Here is a 20,900-nt window from a genome sequence, read left to right on the forward strand (position 1 = left end):
TGTATTAGGCACGCCGCCAGCGTTCGTCCTGAGCCAGGATCAAACTCTCCATTGTACCGAACAATTACTTGTCCGTATATTTGAAAGCTGAAATGCTCAATTGACTTGCTAGCGAGATTTTGCAATCTCTTTTTTTGAACGATTGCTCGTTCGTGCTTACTCACTCGTTGTTCAGTTTTCAAAGATCAATGTTTCTTGCTCAACCCGCTCTCTTTCGAAAGCCGGAAGATCAATATACCATACTAATTATTCGAATGCAACTTGTTTTTCTTAAGCTGCTTCTTTATCCCCGCATGTCTCAGCGGCAACTTTTATAAGATACCACAGATAGGTTAAGCGAGTCAACAACGAATTCACACGTTTTTAATTCCACTAGAGCAAAGTCAATTTCAGTCCAGCAAGCAGCAATACCCCTGGTATGCCAAGAACCGTAACCGTCCCTAAGGTTGCTGTATTAATGGGAATTTCAAACTGTGTATAAGCACTAAGTAAATTAAGCGCATATAAGAGGAACGCAGCCACTACAATATTCAAACCAAGAGCTGACAGAACTCTGCCTACGCTGCGATTGCGAAATACAACCAACACCAGCATCAATGATGAGAAGAGAAGCAGCCCCCACACCACATATTTGAGATACACGTTCTACACCTCCATTAAGCGATCACTGTCGATCAGACTGACGCCTAGCTTTTTGGCTTGCTTGATGAGCATTTCAAATCTTTTCTCAGCAGCTTCCATTGCATAGATGGCATAGTCGATCTGATCCTTGTCCAGAGCAAATTCAAAGTGAGCTTGTGCGGCAACCCATGTCTGATGAGCATCCCGAATCTCTAGAATCAGCATCTGCTTGTCCTTTATTTGTTCTTCTTTTAACTGCTTCGCCTGAGGACTCTTCAAACCATACTTCCCTAATAAGGCTGGTCTCACCTGCAAAACCTCCATTCCTCCCATAGCGGGGTGATCTATCCTTATCCATATGGAGGGAATGGAGCCTTTAGAACCATGCAATCTTCGTTTATGGCATAAAAAAAAGAGAGCTCGGCAGCTCCCTCTTCTCGTACAGTTGACTTGCTTATATTTCTCGGCGGCCTTCCATGGCTTTGGTCAGCGTCACTTCATCCGCATATTCCAAATCTCCGCCTACAGGCAATCCATGCGCAATACGCGTCACTTTGAGCCCGAAAGGCTTGATCAATCTGGACAAATACATGGCTGTCGCTTCACCCTCAATATTAGGATTCGTAGCCAAAATCAATTCTTGCACCGTTTCATCACCCAATCGCTTGAGCAATTCGGCAATATGAATCTGATCCGGTCCGATTCCCTCCATTGGCGAGATTGCACCATGAAGCACGTGATAGTATCCTTCGAATTCTTTGGTCCGTTCCAATGCGACCAAGTCCTTAGGCTCCTGCACCACACAAATGACCGATCCATCCCTGCTTTTGTCTTGACAGATGCGGCATGGATCAACGTCTGTGATGTTGCAGCAGACTGAACAATAGTGAAGGTTCCTTTTGACATTGACGAGGGCCTTCGCGAAATCAATCACGTCTTCTTCTTTCATACGAAGAACATGAAACGCAAGGCGCCCCGCAGTCTTAGGGCCAACTCCCGGCAGGCGGGAGAAAGCATCAATTAACTTGGATATCGGTTCGGGGTAATACAAAGGAGTTCTCCTTCATTGATCAGAATCGTTGCTCTTGATGTTAGAACAAACCAGGGATGTTCATGCCACCTGTAAATTTGCCCATATCTTTGTTTGCGATCTCTTCGGCTTTGGTCATTGCGTCGTTTACAGCTGTAAGGACTAGATCTTGCAGCATTTCAACATCTTCCGGGTCTACTGCCTCTGGCTTGATGATAATACTTTGAACTTTCTTGTGACCGTTGATCATCACCGTGACGACACCGCCGCCTGCTGTACCTTCGATCATTTTTGTGCCTAGCTCTTCTTGTGCTTTCATCATTTGTTCTTGCATTTTCTTCACTTGCTTCATCATTTGGTTCATGTTATTCATCGCAGGTAGCTCCCTTATATTTAGTCTAGTCTTCTTTAATCGTCACTAGATTCTCGCCAAACAACTGGATTGCTTCTGAAATCCATTCTTCCTTCACTGGTGCGCCATTCACGTCTTGCGATTCTAACTCCATCACTTCCGGAGCTGAGCTGACGGCGTCATTTCGCGCATCGTCCCACTCTTTGCGCATGATGGTGAGCAAGCGCATCGGCTTGCCGAGTACGGCAGCCAGAACCTGCTCAATGATGACTTTGTTTTCGGGTTTCTCGGTAGTGTTGCGGTGCATGTCATTTTTGAAAGCGACCAGAACGACATCATCCAGCATGGATACGAGGTCACCATTTACGAACCAAGCGTGAACCGTAATTTTCTTTTCTTTGACATCACCTAACACTTGGCTCCACTTCATCAAAGCAGACTTAGTCTCCGCGCCCTCTGCAGCTTTCAAGTAGCCATCCAGCTTGATGCCGGATTTCTTCGATGGCGCTGAGGCCACTGGCACCTTGGCCGCCGGTTTCGCTTGTGCATCCGCAGAGGCACCCGCTACTCCCGATTTTACCAGTCCAGCTACCTGATCTTCAAGTTGTTGCAGCTTTTTGGTCATTTGCGCCAAAAGATCACCTTGCGGCGCGCGACTTCCGACTTCAGCAAGACCTGCTGATGTGCCGCTTTCGGCTCCGCTATGACCGCCGCACATTTTCATAATCGAAATTTCAAGCAAGGTCTGCGGCTGTACCGAGTACTTCATTTCGCTTTGATAATGATTCAGCGTCTCGATCATGGCCATCATTTCACCGGCTGAGAAGTGACTGGCAATGTCTCGCAGCTCGCCCATATCAAAAACGCGTTCCGTAATCACGGGCGAATTCGGCACCATGCGAACCATAAGCAAATCGCGGAAGTAGTTGATCAAATTTTCAATACATTTGTCAGCACTCTTGCCTTCTTGCATGAAAGTATCGATCAGCTCCAGCGCGGCGCCAAGGTTCTTCTCTTTGATGAAAAGCACGAGTTTCTTGAACTGATCCGAAGCCACACCGCCAGTAATGGACAGAATATCCGCGAGCTGCACTTCGCCTGTGGCAAATGAGGTCGCTTGATCCAAAAGGCTGAGGGCATCCCGCATCCCACCATCGGATAATCTCGCGATATAGTGGAGAGCTTCTTCGTTAATCGCTATCTGCTCTTGCTCACAAATATACTTGAGCCGCATTACTTGATCATCCATCGAAACACGGCGAAAGTCAAAACGCTGACACCGCGAAATAATCGTAGCAGGAATCTTATGCGGTTCCGTGGTCGCCAAGATGAACATAACATGAGCCGGAGGCTCTTCCAACGTCTTGAGCAGGGCATTAAACGCTTCGGTCGTGAGCATGTGTACTTCATCTATGATATAGACCTTTTGTCTAACTTCTGTTGGGGCATACTTCACTTTATCCCGAATATCCCTGATTTCTTCCACACCGCGATTCGAGGCCGCATCGATTTCGACAACGTCCATCACGGCGCCTTCGGTGATTCTTTCACAGGCCGAGCAGGCATTGCACGGTTCTTCGGCAGGGCCATGCAAGCAGTTCACTGCTTTGGCCAAAATTTTGGCTGTACTGGTTTTCCCCGTTCCCCGAGGACCATTAAACAAATAAGCGTGGGTAAGACGATTCTCTCGCAAAGAATTCTGCAGCGTCTGCGTGATATGCTTCTGACCGACAACATCACGAAACGTCTGAGACCTCCACGTTCGATACAGAGCAATATGTGCCATAGTGTTCCTCTCCAATAATCCCTGTATGGAATGACTGAATCCATTATACTATAACCCACCTAGGGATGAAATAGAGGATCAAGCATAGGGGATGGATATCGTAAACGTCGTTCCGAAGCCTTTGGAGGATACCCGGATCGTCCCGCCCATATCATGAATAATTCGTTGGCAGACGGAAAGGCCTAACCCTGTACCGGTATCCTTGGTTGTGAAGAAGGGATCGAAAATTTTATCAATGACGAACATCGGGATGCCTGAGCCTGTGTCATGGATATCAATACAGACGTTCCGGTCCACGGTTTCTACCTTCTCCGTAATAGTTAGCATCCCTCCATCCGACATGGCTTCTATCCCATTTTTACAAATGTTCAAAAATACTTGCTTAAGAAGCTCTCGATCGGCAATCACTTCGGGCAGATGATAGGACGCCTCATACTGGAGATGAACGTTGTAGAGAATGGCCTCATTATTGATGATCGGCAAAATCCCTCGGAGTACTTCCGTCACATCTATGCGCTCATAAGAGACATGTTTCGGCTTGCTGAGCAGCAGGAATTCATTGACGAGCTCATTAATTCGGTTGATTTCTTCCAACATAACTTCAGTATAGCTCTGCTCTTTATTCATCCCTTGCACTTCGAAGGTGCGGCGCAGCACTTGCAGAAAGCCTTTGATGGACGTCAGCGGGTTGCGAATCTCATGTGCCGTGCCGGCAGCAATTTGTCCGATCATAGCCAATCTATCGCTTCTTTGTACCATTTCTTCCAATGACCGCATATTGGTGACATCTTTGAAAATAACATAGGCACCGACAATGTTGCCTTGACTATCTTTCAACACGTTGGAATCCAGCAATAGTTCAAATCGCTCCATATTATTGGTCCAGGAGACCGCATGGTTGCGCACAACAGCGCCGTGGAGAACCGTTCTTTGCACAAGCTTGTGCTGGCTCGGCACGGTTGCAAAAATCTCATCCAGCGATTTATTCAAGATATGCTCACGATCCATGCCTAGAATCTGCGTTGCCCGATCACTGACATCTGCCAGCGTAAAATCCATACTGATCAACAAAACGCCTAAATTGATATCCTTCAAAAATGCGTCCGAAAACCGCTGCAGCAAATTTAACTGGGGCCCATCCTCACGATCCCGCATCGTCAGCAGATACATCACCTTCGGGCCATACTTAAGCTTCGCTATTGAAAATTGAAAAAAGTAGGTCTCTCCGCATTTGCTGATGAGAATACCGTGAGGCCATTCCATTAAGCTCATCTCGCTGCCAAAATAAAATTCATATAATTCACGCAAATTAGCCCTCACTTTAAAAAGTTGAGGGAACGTGGTTTGGGTTATTTCTTCTGCTGAATAGCCGGAGTTTTTCAAAATTTGATCGGTTGCTAACGTAATGTTCTCATCCTCATCAACAATGAGCATACCTACATGAACATTCAGGTTGAAAATCTTGCGCATTTCTTCGATGGAAACCGAGTAATCTTGAGGATCATGAATGGACATATCAGCAGCTCCTTCACTTTCTCTATTCAATGGCGACAAGGTATCCCGTTTACATGAACAATCCGATGGTATATAAATTCTCTGCAAAGCAAATTTTTTCCTTCTTGAACCAAAAGAAAAACGCCCCGTTCAAGGGCGTTTGTTTCGTTCATTCATGAAGTTAGGTATAAAACCGTGCACCTGTTATTGATAAAGGGATACAAGCGTACTCTTATCGTTAGCTCAAATTAGGCAACCCTTCGGCACATGAAACATCTCACTTACGGCTGCTTCCTTCCAGACCTGACCGGGTTCATGAGCATCCATTGCGAAGGACCCGACTCTCAACACCACGTGTAAAAGCCAGACCTCACATCACAGTACCGCTAACAGGAATTCAACCTCGCTACAGCGGATTGCGAGTTACAGGGCACCGCTACCTCCCCATCTAGCACGGTAAAAATAAGTATAGCCGATTCAAATGCAAATAGCAACAGAGGGTAAAATCTGTCTTTTAACGAGTCATTTTCACGGTAACTTTGTAGCGCGGCATGTTCGTATTCAAGGCCATTTGGGCCTGTGAACGAAGTTCATCCACTTGGGCAGGCGTCAAAGAAGCTTTTGGCGTAATTTTCACCTTGGCTTTCGGCCCATTAATCGAAATATTGGACTTCTCAATGCCTTGCAGCTGAGCAAGCACCGCTTTCATTAAATTGGTATCATCCTCATAGTGATGATAGGTCGGATTGAGCGGATCATTGGGATTGACGCTCGTTATCCCCAGCATGCCGTCCTGCTTGTAATGCTGCGCTTTATACTGTGCATCGTCAGTCTGCGGGGGATTCTTGTTGCCCGAGCTAATCCCGCAGCCAGCTAAGCTCATCATGAGCAGGATCGCTCCCGCACACCTAAGCATATCCCTAAACATAAAAACACCTCCCATTGGACTCTAAGCCTAAGCTTAGGATGACCAAGGGAGGTTGTCTTATGCTGATTGGCAGCAAAGCAATTGATGCCAATTAGATTCCGTATTTCTTTTTGAACTTGTCGACACGGCCGCCTACATCGATAAACTTTTGTTTACCAGTGTAGAAAGGATGGCAATTGGAGCAAATCTCAACACGCAGATTTGGCTTGATTGATCCCGTTTCGAACACATTACCACAAGCGCAAGTCACTGTGGTTGCATGATAAGTAGGATGAATACCTGCTTTCATGTTGGGTCACCTCTTTCCGCCCTGAATCATTTGCTGAAACAGAGTTAATGGACGTACCTTTGCATTTTAGCATAATCAGAGGCATAAATGCAATGAGAAGACGAAAGAAAATCTCTTCCTTATAGCACCATTGAAGCCGTCCGGTCACTCGTATAAAACTTCGGTGTATGGGAGTAAGAGCCCAAGATAACATCAGGCAATTCCTCTTGGAAAATTTCGATCATTTGCTTCATTCCCAGCAGCTCGCCTCGTGCCTTGGGAATAATCCCAAGATAGCTTTCGGGGTCAATATTCAGGTTGCGCAATTGAATCAATTTCAATCCCGTTCTTCGCACGAATTCGATCATTGCCTCGATCTCTTCTTCCCGATCGGTTACCCCTGGGAATACGAGATAGTTAATCGAGGTGATGACCCCTTTATCCGTGGCGTAGCGAAGAGACTTCTCAACATTTTTGAGCGTATAAGCTCGCGGCTTATAATACGCGTTGTAATGGTCATCTAACGCGCTAATCGTGCTGACCCGCATAAGATCAAGTCCGGCGTCTACAATACCGCGGATATGGTCCGTGAGTCCTGCATTGGTATTAATATTGATATAGCCCATCTTCGTTTGCTCACGCACTTGCTTGATAGCTTCAATGATAATCACAGCTTGTGTGCTAGGCTCGCCTTCACAGCCCTGACCGAAAGAAATGATACTCTCCGGCGTACGAAGATGTTCCAGCATAATCTGCGTGATCTCTTCCACCTTAGGCTTGAAGTTCATACGCGTCTGCGGGGCCACGAACCCACTTTCATCCGGTTGTTCGGAAATACAGCCGAAACAGCCTGCATTGCAGGAATAGGAGACCGGAACAGCCCCCTCCCAGCGCTGGAGGAACGTATTTGAAGCGGTTAGGCACTCATAGCCAAGCGCACAGTTGGACAAATGTGCATATAAGCGGTTCTCTGGGTACTTGGCGACCAGCCGTTTAACCTCGACTTCAAGCTCCGTCGGGTCACAGTGAACCGGATTCCAATAATACGGGTTATCCGTTAAACGAGCAGCGACATAGAAGCCATCTTCTTTCCACACGACTGCCGTATAACCGAACAAGGGCAGTGCCTTGGTTTTGTCTGATTTGACATAACCGGGAAGCAGCAGCCGAGTAAAGCCTTGCGGAAGCAAAGCCCCAACGGCATGATAATCGCCTTCGACCAGCTTCATGTCGCCAGTCGCCGCGTCGATACCGACTGGCCGCGTAAAAGGAAGGCTGACGAGCGTCGAACCCTCTGGAAGAGGAATCAACTCGTCATCTAAGATTTCAGTGATCATTTCCGCGTTTCGGCCAAGCGCCAAGAAGTCGGGATGGTCGAAGACGTTTCCTTGTGAGTCGGAATAAACTAAATTCATAACAGGTACTCCTCTTTGTGCATCAAGGATAAACGACTTAAGTCGTCCAGGAAGGACGACTGCGTTTGTCAAAGTTGATGCAAGTTGTGTGGCAGAACGTTTAGGTTCTGTCAGCTAGGTATATTTTGAAAGCTTAGGATGCAGAGTTCTTTACTTTACTTTTGTTATTCGCCGTGTTGCCAGCTGAAGGGGATGCCAGGGAATCCAAGAATTCCTGATTGGTTTTCGTGTCAGCGAGCTTTTTGATGAATTGTTCTGTATATTCATGCGAATCGTTCATGCCTTTGCGAAGCGCCCATACCTTCTCGAGCTCGTCCTTGCCCAGCAAGGCCTCTTCGCGGCGCGTGCCGGATCTGCGAATGTCGATCGCAGGGAAGATGCGGCGCTCAGCCATTTTACGATCCAGATGAAGCTCCAGATTTCCTGTACCCTTGAACTCCTCGTAGATCACATCATCCATTCGGGAGCCTGTTTCTACAAGCGCCGTAGCGAGGATGGTTAAACTGCCGCCCTCTTCAATGTTACGGGCTGCACCGAAGAAACGCTTCGGACGATGAAATGCTGCTGGATCAATACCACCAGATAAAGTCCGGCCAGTCGGAGGAACCACGAGGTTGTAAGCCCTAGCCAGACGAGTAATACTGTCCAGCAGAATGACAACATCTTTCTTATGTTCAACTAAACGCATAGCGCGTTCGAGTACGAGTTCAGCCACCTTGATATGATTCTCAGGAAGCTCATCGAAGGTAGAAGCAACAACTTCCCCTTTGACGGAACGCTGCATATCTGTCACTTCCTCCGGACGCTCATCAATGAGCAGAACGAAGAGTTCGATTTCGGGATAATTCGTAGAAATGCTATTCGCGATTTCTTTTAGCAGCAACGTTTTCCCAGCTTTGGGCGGAGCTACAATCAAGCCGCGTTGACCTAATCCAACAGGGGCAAGCAAGTCCATAATCCGCATGGAAATCTTGTTAGGCTCTGTTTCGAGTGTGACCCGCGTGTCTGGATAAAGAGGCGTCAATGCCGGGAAATGAAGCCGCTCTGCAGCTGTCTCCGGTTTCTCGCCATTCACCGCTTCGACCTGAAGAAGTCCGAAATAACGCTCGTTCTCCTTAGGAGGACGGCATTTGCCTGAAACGATATCTCCGGAACGCAAATCAAATTTGCGGATTTGGGAAGCCGAGATATAAATATCCTCAGAGCTTGGAAGGTAATTAATTGGACGCAAGAAGCCGAAGCCCTCTTGAAGGATTTCGAGGACACCTTGCATGAACATTAGACCACTTTCAGCAGCTTGTGCACGTAAAATTGCAAAAATGAGTTCTTTTTTCTTAAGCGTACCGTAATATGGGATCTGATGTTTCTTAGCTAGTTTATATAATTCAGTAAGCTTGAGTACTTCAAGCTCAGCAAGCTGCATGCTCATATTTCAACCACCAAACTATTAAATTTTCAATTGGATTCTAGCATTGCCTGTTGTTTGGAACTTTATTCCTCGCTCTCGCGCCAAACCTCAGCGCCCAGAGAGGATAGATTGAAAACTAAGTTCTCATACCCGCGGTCAATAAATTCGACGCCAGACACCTCGGTAATACCACCTGTTCTAACACTCAGGCCTGCAAGCACAAGAGAGGCTCCAGCCCGTAAATCCGTAGCTCTTACTTTAGCTGAACTAAGCTGTGAACCTTCGATAATAGCGGAACGTCCTTCTACTTTCATCTTGGCGCCCATGCGCACCAGCTCAGGGATGTGCTTAAACCGGTTGCTGTACACATGATCCGTCAGTATGCTCACGCCTCTGGCCTGACAAAGAAGGCTTGCCATCGGAGATTGCAAATCTGTCGCAAAGCCAGGGTAAATCAACGCTTTCACATCAACGCTTTCGTATTCAGGCTGACCCACAACACGAATGGATTCATCCATTTCGTAGATATGTACACCCATTTCCTGCAGCTTAGCCGTCAAGGCCTCCATATGTTTCGGAATCACATTATCCACGGTAACATCCCCGCGCGTTGCTGCAGCAGCAATCATGTAGGTACCTGCTTGGATGCGATCTGGAATAATCGAGTGGCGGCAGCCATGCATCTCGGTTACCCCTTCGATTCGAATGGTCTCTGTCCCAGCGCCCTTAATTTTCGCGCCCATGGAGTTCAAAAGCGTAGCAACATCTATGATTTCAGGCTCTTTCGCCGCATTTTCAATAGTGGTAACACCCTTAGCTCGTGAGGCTGCCAGCATAATGTTGATGGTTGCTCCAACACTTGCCATGTCCAAGTAAATCTTCGCGCCGCGGAGTTCCTTGGCCCGTATCTTTAGTGCGCCGTTCTCATTGCTAACCTCGGCTCCCAAAGCTTCGAAACCTTTAATATGCAGATCAATCGGACGAGGTTCAAAGTTGCAGCCGCCTGGCAAACCAATCGTCGCCTCTCCGAATCTACCAAGCAGTGCTCCCATCAAATAATAGGAGGCTCTAAGCTTCTTCACCTTGCCATTGGGCATCGGCAGTGATTTCATCCGACTCGGATCAATGGTCATGCGATCTTCGTTCCAGTCAATGGTAGCGCCTAAATCCGTTAAAATTTCTGTATATATAGCCACATCGCTCAGATGAGGCAGATTATCCAAAGTTACTGATGTTTCTGCAAGAATGGCCGCTGGAATGAGCGCAACTGCACTATTCTTCGCTCCGCTAATTTGAACGGTTCCCCGTAGTGGACGTCCCCCGACCACCATTAATTTCTCCAACATGTTTCTCCCCCTAAATCCAGGTGCCTAACCAAAGCCAACCAAATGTCCCAAACGCCTGAAATTCCCAAGCCAAATTTACCAAAAAAATAAAAAGTGCCATGACAAATAAACTACTAAATTCTAAGAGAGAACATAAGACAAAAATAGAAGAAGGAAACGCTCGTAAGAACGCATACGTTCGACATTTATTAACCTGTCTTCCGTATGCGTCTCACTGCATTTCCTATCCTATCTATACAATTGGAATTAAGCTTGGTTGCTGCTTCCGAACAATTGAATTTTGGATTTTACGACTTCGATCATAGCATTGCGAGCTGGGGTGAGATATTTACGAGGATCATAAATTTTAGCATCTTTGTTCAGAGCTGCGCGGATGTTTTCTGTACATGCCACTTGGTTCTCTGTGTTTACATTGATTTTGCCAACGCCAGCTGCGATGGATTTACGAATCATTTCGTCAGGTACGCCGGATCCGCCATGCAATACAACCGGAACTGGAATCGCTTTGGAAACAGCTTCGATAATGTCAAAGTGGATGTTAGGCTCGCCTGCGTACATGCCATGTGCAGTACCTACAGCGATAGCCAGACAGTCAACACCTGTTTCTTCGTAGAAACGGATTGCTTCTTCTGGTTTTGCAAGGTTAGCGTGCTCTTCGTCTACCGAGATGTCATCCTCAACACCACCGATTGTTCCAAGCTCACCCTCAACGGATACGCCCATTGCACGAGCAGCTTTAACAACTTCTTTCGTCAAACGAATGTTTTCTTCGAAAGAATAGTGGGAACCGTCAAACATAACGGAGCTGAATCCTGCACGGATACATTTCATTGCTACTTCAAAGGAACTACCATGATCTAAGTGCAAAGCAATCGGCAAACCGGATTTTTTCGCTGCTGCTTCCGCAATAGCTACTGTAAATTCGATACCCATATATTTCAGTGCGCCTTCGCTAACACCATAAATGAACGGGGACTTAAGTTCGATTGCTGCTTCCACAATCGCTTGAGCAAATTCAAGGTTGTTCATGTTAAATTGACCCACCGCGAATTTGTTCGCTTTTGCTTTAGGTAAAAACTCATTCATTGAAACCAATGCCATGTTTCTCTTCCTCCTAGAACCTGTAGTAGTTGCGTATACCGCTCTTTGTCATACCTGAGTTATTATAGCACATAAATTTTCAAATGATAACCAAGCCCCCGATTTCACGCACAAAAAAAGACCCTATGACTAGGATCCTACGGCAAAACCGCTGCTTGATTCATTATTAAGCTGCATATTAACCGCCATTCGCAATTCATCAATATCAAATGGCTTCGTGAAATGCATGATGGCGCCCAGATCAGTTGCTTCCTTGATCATATCAAGTTCACCATAAGCTGTCATCATGATGACTTTGATCGAAGCATCGATGGCTTTCACGTGTTTCAGAATATCCAAACCGTCCATGCCAGGAATTTTCATATCCAATAGCAACAGATCAGGCGAAGAGTTTTTGACGATTTCCAGAGCCAGTTTACCGTTCGAGGCTTGATAGGTGTCGTATCCTTCGTTGCTGAATACTTCCATGAGCAATACGCGAATTCCATTTTGATCATCGACAATCAATACTTTTTTCTTCATAAGCCTAATTCCCTCCCGAAAACGAATAACGATTCCCAACATCTACCGATTGTAACGTAAGGTATTCGCTATTCATTTTCGTTTTCCTTCTGAGAAAGAGGGTTAATTGAAAACTTTTACAAAAAAGTTGTTTTACAGGAGGTACGGCGCAATCAGCCGAATTATCGGGAAATCAATTGAGCAGCTTTCACGAATTCGCGGAAAAGCGGCTGCGGACGGTTCGGACGCGAAGTGAATTCCGGATGGAATTGCACCGCCAGGAACCACGGGTGACCCGGAAGCTCCACCATCTCCACCAATCGGCCATCTGGGGATGTACCAGAAATACGCAAGCCTGCGGATTCGATCATTTCGCGGTATTCATTGTTAAATTCATACCGGTGACGATGTCTCTCGTACACAAGCTCATCGTTGTAGCATTGCTCAGCAAGGGAGCCCGGAACAATCTTGCACGGGTATAGACCCAGACGCATCGTACCGCCTAAATTCTCAATATCCTTCTGCTCCGGCAGCAAATCAATAACAGGATAAGCCGTTGTCGGGTTAATCTCAGAGCTATTCGCACCGTCCAAACCTGAAACAGAACGTGCATATTCAATAACAGCCACCTGCATGCCCAAGCAAATACCAAAGAATGGAATTTCTTTCTCACGGGCATAACGAATAGCGGAAACTTTGCCTTCAATACCGCGATCACCGAATCCACCCGGTACAAGAATGCCTTGTACGCCGGAAAGCAGGGAATGTACGTTATGATCAAAAATATCCTCAGCGTTTACCCAACGGATATCAATTTCGGAATCGTTGTCAATGCCTGCATGGCCTAGAGCTTCCACAATACTGAGGTAAGCGTCATGCAGCGCAACGTATTTCCCAACGATAGCAATTTCTGTCTTTTTAGTTAATGATTTGACTTTGCGAACCAAACTTTCCCACTCTGTCATGTTCGGCTCGTTCGTTTTGAGCTTCAGGTGATTAACGACATAGTCGTCCATGCCTTGCTCACGAAGCATCATCGGTACTTCATACAGCGTTTCAGCATCTCTACACTCGATAACTGCCGTTGGATCAATATCACAGAACAAAGCTAATTTACGCTTCATGTCTTCCGTTAAAGGATGCTCGGTACGACAAACAATCACGTGTGGTTGAATGCCTAATCCGCGCAGTTCTTTGACACTATGCTGGGTTGGTTTGGTTTTCACTTCACCAGCCGCTTTAATATAAGGAATCAGCGTAACGTGAATATACATGACATTCTCGCGGCCGATATCATTTTTCATTTGACGAATTGCTTCTAAGAACGGCAAGCTCTCGATATCGCCTACCGTACCGCCAATTTCCGTAATAACAACATCGGACCCAGCTTCACGGCCAGCACGAATAACGCGATCTTTGATTTCGTTCGTAATATGAGGGATCACTTGTACCGTACCGCCCAAGTATTCGCCTCTACGCTCTTTGGTAATAACGGAAGAGTACACTTTACCGGAAGTTACGTTGGAGCTTTTGGAAAGATTAATATCAATAAAACGCTCATAATGACCTAAATCCAAATCCGTTTCTGCCCCATCGTCGGTTACGAATACTTCGCCATGCTGGTAAGGACTCATGGTTCCCGGGTCAATGTTGATGTAAGGGTCGAACTTCTGAATCGTAACTTTTAGACCTCTGTTCTTAAGCAATCTTCCCAAGGAAGCTGCTGTAATTCCTTTGCCAAGGGAAGAAACTACGCCTCCCGTAACGAAAATGTATTTTGTCACTATGTACGCCTCCTTAAAGTTTTAGCCAGAAAACTGGCATCGTGAGCATCACTTGGTTTTTTGGTATAAAAAAAATTGCCTCGCAAGCATGTAGCTTACCTTACACCACAATTTGTAAAAATGAATTCCCTTTTGTATGCAAATAGCTTACGGCGTAAGCTTTCGCTCTCGTTGTTTCAACCCTTATTTAGTGTCTACTAAATGATGGTTTTCATGAAAATGTGGTGAAAAAACACCAAAAAAAACAAAAAAAGTGACACCCGTAGTGACGGGGCACTTTTTGAATGCTAGCGCAAATTGTTAAGATTCTTTTAAAGCCCATGCAATAGTTTACTCTGAACAGCTAGGGGCTGTCAAGACAAGTTATTTGTCGTCGTCATCCTCGTCGTCCAGTTCTTCGTCCTCATCTTCACCTTCGGAATCCTCATCCAAATCGTCATCCTCATCGGTCTCTTCGATACCCGCTTCGCCAAGATCCTCTTCGATTTCTTCGTCTTCGAAGAATTCAGTATCCTCTTCCGCTTCTTCCTCTTCGGTTTCGGTACCAAATGTATCGTATTCGTCTTCCTCTGCGTATGTATCTTCTTCTTCCGCGTAGATGTCTTCATCGAGATCGTCGTCTTCATCGTTGATGATTCTAGGACGCTTCGCGTTACCAACCGCATCATCTGATTTCTCGACAGGATACCAACGTTTTAGGCCCCATAGGTTCGTACCTACGCAAGCAAAACGTCCATCGATGTTGATCTCCGTATATAGTTGGGCAATCACTTGCATGACATTCTGCTCAGACAACCCTTTTATTTTTGCAATTTCCGCCATCAGGTCACGGTAATAAAACGGCGTATTCGCCGACTTCAGTAATTCAAACGCCAAATCCACCATGGGCATTTCGCGTGCTTGCTCTGTGGTGATTTTGAGTGTGTATTCGCTACTCATCTAAGGCACATCCCTTTCGATCGTCTTCTTCGCTTCTTCTATCTACCTTATCCAATATCTTCATTAAGTAAAACCTATTTTTTCTAAAAATGCAACTACCCCTTAGAATCCACAAAAACCTTAGACGATTCAAGCCTTCCGAGCAAAGAAAGCGAACCCCTAAAATGAATACAAGCGAAGGTCCCCCTCCGCTTGCGACTGTATCCTAAGGAAAGCGTCTGCGAACGAGTCACAGCCGTTTCCAGTACCTGAGAAAGAGACACTCCTGCTCGCGCCTCTCTATCTATCCTATGTAAAATCTACGCATCTGACACGGCTTCGCACCCATTTATTTCAACAAAGGCGATGACACGGTCAGAAGGGGTGACCTGTACATAGGATAGGGGAGATTCGATTCTAAGCTGTCATGGGGGGATGGCACGATGGATATAGCCACCTTTCTTCATTTGCTTCACGAGGAAATCGGCCTCACCAAACGTTCCGGCAAAAAACATATTATCCATTTCTCGTCAGCTAAGGACTACTACGCCTGCAAAGCTGAGCTGAAACGAATGAAGTCTAAGCTCCACAACCTCACCAAAGTCCGCCATTTAGACATCATTCACGCTTTCTCCTGCATGCTCCGTCCTGACTCCAAGCTTAGAGGCTTAACGGGTGCTCCCATCATTGAGGAAGACACGAAAATTACGGTTCATCAAATGGTGAGCAACAAGATTGTTACAAAACGTGCAAGTACCTTAGCTGGCTCCCAAACGATTCCATGGGGCGTCGATCAAGTTGGCGCACCTGAAGTGTGGAGCAAATCGACGGGCCAGAATATTCGTATTGGCGTCATTGATACGGGCATTGACTACAATCACCCTGACTTGCGCCATTCCATTTCACGCGGTATTAATTTGTTAAACCGCAGCATGCTTCCCTTTGACGATAATGGGCATGGCACGCATATCGCCGGAACGATCGCGGCAACTGGCCGCCTTTCCGGCATTATCGGCGTCGCTCCCCGAGCGATTATCCATCCTGTAAAATCTTTTGACCACAGTGGAAGCGCTTATGTCTCGGACATCATTGCAGGTATTGATTGGTGTGTTCATAACGATCTCGACATCATCAACATGAGTTTCGGCATGAAGTCATACAATCGTTCTCTCGAGCAAGCCGTGATGAACGCCTACTACAGAGGGAAAATCATCATCGCCTCATCAGGCAATGACGGCAAAAAGAAAACGGTCGATTACCCTGCCCGTTTCCCGCAGGTTGTCTCCGTTGGCGCGACCACGCGATTAGGCCGAATTGCTCCCTTCAGCAACCGCGGGAAGCAAATCGATATTTACGCACCGGGCGAACGCGTCTATTCGTCGTGGCTACACGGCAAATACAATGAGCTCAGCGGCACTTCGATGGCTACCGCTCATGTCAGCGGCGTTGTCGCGTTGATGCTCTCCATCAAGCCGATGTCGCCGCTGCAGATCAAGAACGCGCTGCGCCGCTGCTCGGTCGGCTTGAGCAAGCGCGAAAGCACGCGCTGGCAGCCTGGGCATTTGAACGCCCGCCGGGCGATTCGGGCGGCGCGGCAGAGCTAGGCGGGGCGCGGGCGCGGGCGTGAGCGTGGGGCGCGGGCGTGTGCGCGGGGCGCGGGCGTGGGCGTGGGAGAAGGCCAGAGCGCGCGGCAACCCTTGGCGCGCAGAGCCGAGCGTCAGCGAAGTCTCTGCACGCCACGCCGGTTAGCCACCGCTACAAGCCTTTCCCCTTCGGGGGTCCAGCTTTTGAGACCCCCCTTCGGGAGCTGTGTACGGGTCGGCCAGTACTTGCGGCTTCCCTAAAGCCTGCAAAAATGCAGGCTTTTTCAAACAAAATCATGTAAATAAAGGTAAAACCTGCGATTATGCAGGCTTTATCCGCTTTTTTACCCAACAATCAAAAAAGCAGCGCAAATGCCTGCACAATCGCAAGAATTTGCCAACAAAAGGGCATTTCAGGAGCAAAAGGATGCACAATTGCAGGTTTTCCTCTGCCCCAAAGTCACTTAACCCGCATAGTTCGACAATGGACGCGCTGGAAGTAAGTGGCATATATGTCCTGACATATGCCGCAGACAAAAAACACCTCCAAACATTGGAAACAGAGTTAACTTCGCTACTGCTTTCCCCTTCAGCCGTGAATTAGGCTATCATCACCTCCTGCTCCGCGTTCATCGCGGGGGAGGAGGTTCTTTTATTCCTCAGACATCCCTTTCGGGGGGCAGCTTTTGAAACACCCCTTCGGGAGCTGTGTACGGGTCAGCCAGTACTAGCGGCTTCCTTAAAGGTAAAGCCTGCGATTATGCAGGCTTTATCCGCTTTTTTACCCAACAATCAAAAAAGCAGCGCAAATACCTGCATAATCACAGGAATTTGCCAACAAAAGGGCATTTCATGCGCAAAAGGATGCACAATTGCAGGTTTTCCTCTGCCACAAAGTCACTTATCCCGCATAAGTTCGACAATGGAGGCGCTGGAAGTAAGTGGCATATACGTCCTGACATATACCGCGGACAACAAAAAACACCTCCAAACACTATTTCCAGTGTTTGGAGGTGTTTTTCTAAGAACAGGGAGCTACATCCGCTCCGGAGCCGACACGCCCACCACGCGAAGCGTGTTAGCCAAAGTCGTGCGCAGCGCGCCGAGCAGCGCGAAGCGCGCTTGCGTCAAGGCCACATCATCGCTGATGACGTAGTGGCCTCTGTAGTAGCTATGGAACTGGCTCGCCAGTTCATAGACATAACGAATGAGCCGGTGCGGCGCATACTGTTCCGCTGCGATGGCGATTTCTTCCGGAAGCTCGCCAATCTTGCGCAGCAAGTCGAACTCAGCTTCCGATGTGAGCTGGGTAAGATCTACTTGCTCCAGAGGCAGCACCTGAATGTTCTGTTCTTCCGCTTGGCGGAAGATGCTGCAAATCCGTGCATGGGCATACTGCACATAGAAGACAGGGTTCTCATTGGACTGAGCAACTGCTAAGTCCATGTCAAAATCCAAATGCGAATCCATGCTGCGCATCGCGAAGAAATAACGAATCGGATCCACGCCAACTTCGTCCATGAGGTCTTCCATCGTAACCGCTTTGCCGGTACGCTTGGACATTTTCACCTTTTCCCCATTCTGGAACAAGCTCACCATTTGCGCAATCAGCACAACCAGACGATCAGATTCAAAGCCAAGCGCTGTCATGGCTGCCTTCATCCGCGGGATGTAGCCATGGTGATCTGCGCCCCAAATATTAATTAAGCGCTCGAAGCCGCGACCAAATTTGTTGCGGTGGTAGGCGATATCCGGAGTGAGATAGGTGAAGGAGCCGTCATTTTTAATTAACACGCGATTCTTGTCATCACCAAGCGGTGTGGTGTTCAGCCAAGTTGCGCCTTCTTCTTCATAGATGTGTCCATTATCCCGCAGCTCTTGGAGCACAGGAGGAATGAGATTATCTTCATAAATCGACGTCTCGGAGAACCAGTTGTCGAAATGTACACCGAACCGGCCCAAGTCGCGTTTGATTTTGTCGAGTTCTTTGTTCAAGCCATAGGTACGGAAGTACGCGCGACGCTCATCGTCCGGCAAGCTAAGAAGGCGATCCCCTTCTTCAGCAGCAAGATCAGCGGCAAAGCCTTTGATGTCTTCTCCGAAGTAACCATCTTCCGGCATCTCCGCTTCTTGTCCAAGCGCCTGCAAATAACGCGCTTCAATCGATTTCGCCAAGTTCACGACTTGGTTGCCCGCATCGTTGATATAATACTCGCGGGAAACCTCGTATCCAGCCAGATCAAGCACATTGCAGAGCACATCGCCAACAGCGGCGCCACGCGCATGTCCTAGATGCAAGGAACCCGTTGGATTCGCACTCACGAATTCGACCTGCACTTTCAGTCCTTGACCAACGTTCGATGCCCCGTAGCGCTCTCCCATCTCAAGAACATTCGCGATAACCGGGTACAAGTACACTTTGTTCATTTTAAAATTAATAAAACCAGGTCCGGCAATTTCGGCTTCTGCAATATTCGCTTTGTCCTTTTGCAGGCCCGCGATGATCTTCTCAGCAATCTGTCTCGGGTTTTGTTTGGCAATACGCGTCAACTGCATGGCAACATTCGTAGCAAAATCACCGTGCGTTTTTTCTTTCGGTACTTCAAGAATGATTTCCGGCAGTTGATCTGCTTCTACGATACCTGCTGCTAGAATAGCTTCTACAATCGCTTCTTTTACGATAGCCTTAACTTCGTTTAGTACATCCATTCGTCTTACTCCTCCTGAATTAACAACTTAATCCTGTATGCCCCCGCATGAGCGCCTGATGCATATAAATCATAGCTCCATCTCGTGATGCCGATGCCTTGCTCAGCTTCGTCCGATTTCAGCTCATGTGTCTCAATTTCGAGTTCCAAACGTCCTTGTGGGGTTTGATAATAGCCGATCCGCTTCTCACCAGCCACAAACGTTTGCTCGGCTTGTACATCTCCTTGGCGAACGATGCGTATCAGATTCTCTTCCAGCTTGATCAGTGTCACCGTTCTTCCAAGCTCGTTCGGCTCTTCTTCATAGCGGATATACGTGTGATTGCCTTTGCGGTAGAGATCCCCTCGGGCTTTCTGCACCGTTGTCTCACTCCCGCTCCGACTCTCAATTCGAATGCGCACACGCGCTTTAGCCGTCATGGTCCGTCATTCTCCTCTTCTGCAGATCCTCTTTGCACCTTATGTCAAGATAAGGCAAGTTAGGTATTAGTTTATATGATAAGGTCGATGAATTCAATGATGGCAAGAAGAGATAAGCAAAAAGCCGCCAGCGCATTCCGTGGCAAACACAGATGGGCTGGCGGCTCTATCCTCTTTTGTTACTTAATCAAATCTTCAACAAATTTCGGCAATACGAATGCCGCTTTGTGTAGACGTGGTGTATAGTACTTCGTGGGGAATTCCGGAATCGCTGATTCTTCGACTTGAAGTGGATCGTGTTTTTTGCTGCCCATTGTGAACGTCCAAAGACCGCTTGGGTATGTAGGGATGTTCGCACTGTACACGCGCACGATCGGGAAGATTTCTTTCACATCACGGTTTACTGTTTGGATCAAGTCAGCTTTGAACCAAGGGTTGTCCGTTTGGGCAACGAAGATCCCGTCTTCTTTTAACGCTTCATAGATGCCTTGGTAGAAGCCTTTGGAGAATAGTTCGACAGCAGGACCTACCGGCTCAGTGGAATCGACCATGATAACGTCGTATGTGTTTTTGTGATCGTGAATGTGCATGTAGCCGTCGTTAACGATAACTTCTACGCGAGGGTTGTCCAATTCGCCGGCAATTGTTGGCAAATACTTTTTGGAATACTCGATAACTTTACCGTCAATATCAACCAGAACAGCCTTTTTCACTTTCGGGTGCTTCATGATTTCACGGATAACACCACCGTCACCGCCGCCAACAACAAGTACGGACTCTGGGTTCGGGTGAGTCACAAGCGCAGGGTGGGCAACCATTTCATGATAAACGAATTCGTCTCTTACCGTTGTCATGACCATGCCGTCCAGGGTCAGCATTGTTCCCCATTCTTCGGTTTCGATCATTGAAAGATCTTGGAAATCTGTTTGTTCTCTTACATACGTTTCTTTTACTTTTGCCGTGATGCCGAAGCTATCCGTTTGTTTCTCTGTGTACCACAAATCCATGTTCATACCTTCTTTCGCGAGGCTATATTGGGATGAATAAATACTGATATTCGTTATCTCTAACAGTGTGCCACCAGTTGGAAAAGTCATGCGATGGGAGCTAACATTTCCTGTCCCTTTGTACCAAGGATAACGACTTACACCGCCCATTTGGACGAGTACGTTTATCAAGGTTCTTCAACGCACAAATTGTATTATAGTTCATTACCCCCAAAATGCAATATTTTCCT

At 47.2% G+C, this 20,900-nt stretch carries 20 protein-coding genes and 1 other RNA gene; 1 reads left to right on the forward strand and 20 read right to left on the reverse strand.

Features of this window, described 5'->3' with window-relative positions; genetic code table 11:
• From HQN90_RS38355 to rpoE, 17 genes are all read right to left on the reverse strand, one after another.
• Positions 1-182, reverse strand: a 182-nt coding sequence (locus HQN90_RS38355; RefSeq protein WP_216855437.1) for a hypothetical protein, incomplete at its 3' end; no start/stop codon positions are given.
• 190 nt (positions 183-372) lie between these two features.
• A complete protein-coding gene (locus HQN90_RS23710) occupies positions 373-642 on the reverse strand; it encodes a pro-sigmaK processing inhibitor BofA family protein (RefSeq protein WP_338042372.1) in 270 nt (89 codons plus the stop codon).
• Between the two features lie 3 nt (positions 643-645).
• Positions 646-930: a DUF2508 family protein gene (locus tag HQN90_RS23715; RefSeq protein WP_326076649.1), complete on the reverse strand. Its 285-nt coding sequence runs from the start codon at positions 928-930 to the stop codon at positions 646-648.
• 145 nt (positions 931-1,075) lie between these two features.
• A complete protein-coding gene (gene recR / locus HQN90_RS23720; RefSeq protein WP_079418619.1) occupies positions 1,076-1,672 on the reverse strand; it encodes a recombination mediator RecR in 597 nt (198 codons plus the stop codon).
• A gap of 40 nt (positions 1,673-1,712) precedes the next feature.
• Complete coding sequence (locus tag HQN90_RS23725; RefSeq protein ID WP_079418621.1) at positions 1,713-2,024, reverse strand: YbaB/EbfC family nucleoid-associated protein; 312 nt, start codon at positions 2,022-2,024, stop codon at positions 1,713-1,715.
• Positions 2,025-2,049: 25 nt separating this feature from the next.
• Positions 2,050-3,789 carry a DNA polymerase III subunit gamma/tau gene (gene dnaX, locus HQN90_RS23730; RefSeq protein WP_173223293.1) on the reverse strand — a complete coding sequence of 580 codons (1,740 nt, stop codon included), beginning with the start codon at positions 3,787-3,789 and terminating at the stop codon, positions 2,050-2,052.
• 78 nt (positions 3,790-3,867) lie between these two features.
• On the reverse strand, positions 3,868-5,304 hold the full coding sequence (locus tag HQN90_RS23735; protein ID WP_173223295.1) for an ATP-binding protein: 1,437 nt from the start codon (positions 5,302-5,304) through the stop codon (positions 3,868-3,870).
• Between the two features lie 172 nt (positions 5,305-5,476).
• An RNA gene (ffs, locus tag HQN90_RS23740) (signal recognition particle sRNA large type) lies at positions 5,477-5,740 on the reverse strand.
• A gap of 57 nt (positions 5,741-5,797) precedes the next feature.
• On the reverse strand, positions 5,798-6,211 hold the full coding sequence (locus tag HQN90_RS23745; RefSeq protein ID WP_173223297.1) for a hypothetical protein: 414 nt from the start codon (positions 6,209-6,211) through the stop codon (positions 5,798-5,800).
• A 91-nt stretch (positions 6,212-6,302) separates the two neighbouring features.
• Positions 6,303-6,500, reverse strand: a complete 198-nt coding sequence (gene rpmE / locus HQN90_RS23750; RefSeq protein ID WP_056621960.1) for a 50S ribosomal protein L31 — start codon at positions 6,498-6,500, stop codon at positions 6,303-6,305.
• A gap of 119 nt (positions 6,501-6,619) precedes the next feature.
• A complete protein-coding gene (locus HQN90_RS23755; RefSeq protein ID WP_173223299.1) occupies positions 6,620-7,894 on the reverse strand; it encodes a radical SAM family protein in 1,275 nt (424 codons plus the stop codon).
• Positions 7,895-8,027: 133 nt separating this feature from the next.
• On the reverse strand, positions 8,028-9,323 hold the full coding sequence (rho, locus tag HQN90_RS23760; RefSeq protein ID WP_173223301.1) for a transcription termination factor Rho: 1,296 nt from the start codon (positions 9,321-9,323) through the stop codon (positions 8,028-8,030).
• A gap of 62 nt (positions 9,324-9,385) precedes the next feature.
• Positions 9,386-10,645 carry a UDP-N-acetylglucosamine 1-carboxyvinyltransferase gene (locus HQN90_RS23765; RefSeq protein ID WP_173223492.1) on the reverse strand — a complete coding sequence of 420 codons (1,260 nt, stop codon included), beginning with the start codon at positions 10,643-10,645 and terminating at the stop codon, positions 9,386-9,388.
• A gap of 249 nt (positions 10,646-10,894) precedes the next feature.
• Positions 10,895-11,749, reverse strand: coding sequence for a class II fructose-1,6-bisphosphate aldolase (gene fba / locus HQN90_RS23770; RefSeq protein WP_056831204.1), 855 nt, complete (start codon positions 11,747-11,749; stop codon positions 10,895-10,897).
• 129 nt (positions 11,750-11,878) lie between these two features.
• Positions 11,879-12,271 carry a response regulator gene (locus HQN90_RS23775; RefSeq protein WP_079418635.1) on the reverse strand — a complete coding sequence of 131 codons (393 nt, stop codon included), beginning with the start codon at positions 12,269-12,271 and terminating at the stop codon, positions 11,879-11,881.
• 161 nt (positions 12,272-12,432) lie between these two features.
• On the reverse strand, positions 12,433-14,034 hold the full coding sequence (locus HQN90_RS23780; protein ID WP_079418637.1) for a CTP synthase: 1,602 nt from the start codon (positions 14,032-14,034) through the stop codon (positions 12,433-12,435).
• 363 nt (positions 14,035-14,397) lie between these two features.
• Entirely contained in the window at positions 14,398-14,973 is a 576-nt protein-coding gene (gene rpoE, locus HQN90_RS23785) for a DNA-directed RNA polymerase subunit delta (protein ID WP_173223303.1), read from the reverse strand.
• Positions 14,974-15,395: 422 nt separating this feature from the next.
• Between rpoE and HQN90_RS23790 the strand changes: the two genes are divergently transcribed.
• Positions 15,396-16,556 (forward strand): S8 family peptidase, encoded by a 1,161-nt coding sequence (locus HQN90_RS23790; RefSeq protein ID WP_173223305.1) that lies wholly within the window; start codon positions 15,396-15,398, stop codon positions 16,554-16,556.
• A gap of 1,014 nt (positions 16,557-17,570) precedes the next feature.
• Here the strand turns inward: HQN90_RS23790 and argS are convergent.
• The 3 genes from argS to speE form a co-directional block, all read right to left on the reverse strand.
• Complete coding sequence (gene argS / locus HQN90_RS23795) at positions 17,571-19,244, reverse strand: arginine--tRNA ligase (RefSeq protein WP_173223307.1); 1,674 nt, start codon at positions 19,242-19,244, stop codon at positions 17,571-17,573.
• 5 nt (positions 19,245-19,249) lie between these two features.
• Positions 19,250-19,663, reverse strand: a complete 414-nt coding sequence (locus HQN90_RS23800; protein ID WP_173223310.1) for a YwiB family protein — start codon at positions 19,661-19,663, stop codon at positions 19,250-19,252.
• 179 nt (positions 19,664-19,842) lie between these two features.
• Positions 19,843-20,670 carry a polyamine aminopropyltransferase gene (gene speE / locus HQN90_RS23805; RefSeq protein WP_173223312.1) on the reverse strand — a complete coding sequence of 276 codons (828 nt, stop codon included), beginning with the start codon at positions 20,668-20,670 and terminating at the stop codon, positions 19,843-19,845.
• Positions 20,671-20,900 lie beyond the last annotated feature (230 nt).

This window comes from Paenibacillus alba (assembly GCF_013204855.1).
GTDB lineage: Bacteria > Bacillota > Bacilli > Paenibacillales > NBRC-103111 > Paenibacillus_E > Paenibacillus_E alba.

Coding starts and splice junctions, on each gene's coding strand:
- HQN90_RS23725 (WP_079418621.1), bottom strand. CDS start 2,024: ATGAATAACATGAACCAAATGATGAAGCAAGTGAAGAAAATGCAAGAA.
- dnaX (WP_173223293.1), bottom strand. CDS start 3,789: ATGGCACATATTGCTCTGTATCGAACGTGGAGGTCTCAGACGTTTCGT.
- HQN90_RS23735 (WP_173223295.1), bottom strand. CDS start 5,304: ATGTCCATTCATGATCCTCAAGATTACTCGGTTTCCATCGAAGAAATG.
- HQN90_RS23745 (WP_173223297.1), bottom strand. CDS start 6,211: ATGTTTAGGGATATGCTTAGGTGTGCGGGAGCGATCCTGCTCATGATG.
- rpmE (WP_056621960.1), bottom strand. CDS start 6,500: ATGAAAGCAGGTATTCATCCTACTTATCATGCAACCACAGTGACTTGC.
- HQN90_RS23755 (WP_173223299.1), bottom strand. CDS start 7,894: ATGAATTTAGTTTATTCCGACTCACAAGGAAACGTCTTCGACCATCCC.
- rho (WP_173223301.1), bottom strand. CDS start 9,323: ATGAGCATGCAGCTTGCTGAGCTTGAAGTACTCAAGCTTACTGAATTA.
- fba (WP_056831204.1), bottom strand. CDS start 11,749: ATGGCATTGGTTTCAATGAATGAGTTTTTACCTAAAGCAAAAGCGAAC.
- HQN90_RS23775 (WP_079418635.1), bottom strand. CDS start 12,271: ATGAAGAAAAAAGTATTGATTGTCGATGATCAAAATGGAATTCGCGTA.
- rpoE (WP_173223303.1), bottom strand. CDS start 14,973: ATGAGTAGCGAATACACACTCAAAATCACCACAGAGCAAGCACGCGAA.
- HQN90_RS23790 (WP_173223305.1), top strand. CDS start 15,396: ATGGATATAGCCACCTTTCTTCATTTGCTTCACGAGGAAATCGGCCTC.
- argS (WP_173223307.1), bottom strand. CDS start 19,244: ATGGATGTACTAAACGAAGTTAAGGCTATCGTAAAAGAAGCGATTGTA.
- HQN90_RS23800 (WP_173223310.1), bottom strand. CDS start 19,663: ATGACGGCTAAAGCGCGTGTGCGCATTCGAATTGAGAGTCGGAGCGGG.
- speE (WP_173223312.1), bottom strand. CDS start 20,670: ATGGATTTGTGGTACACAGAGAAACAAACGGATAGCTTCGGCATCACG.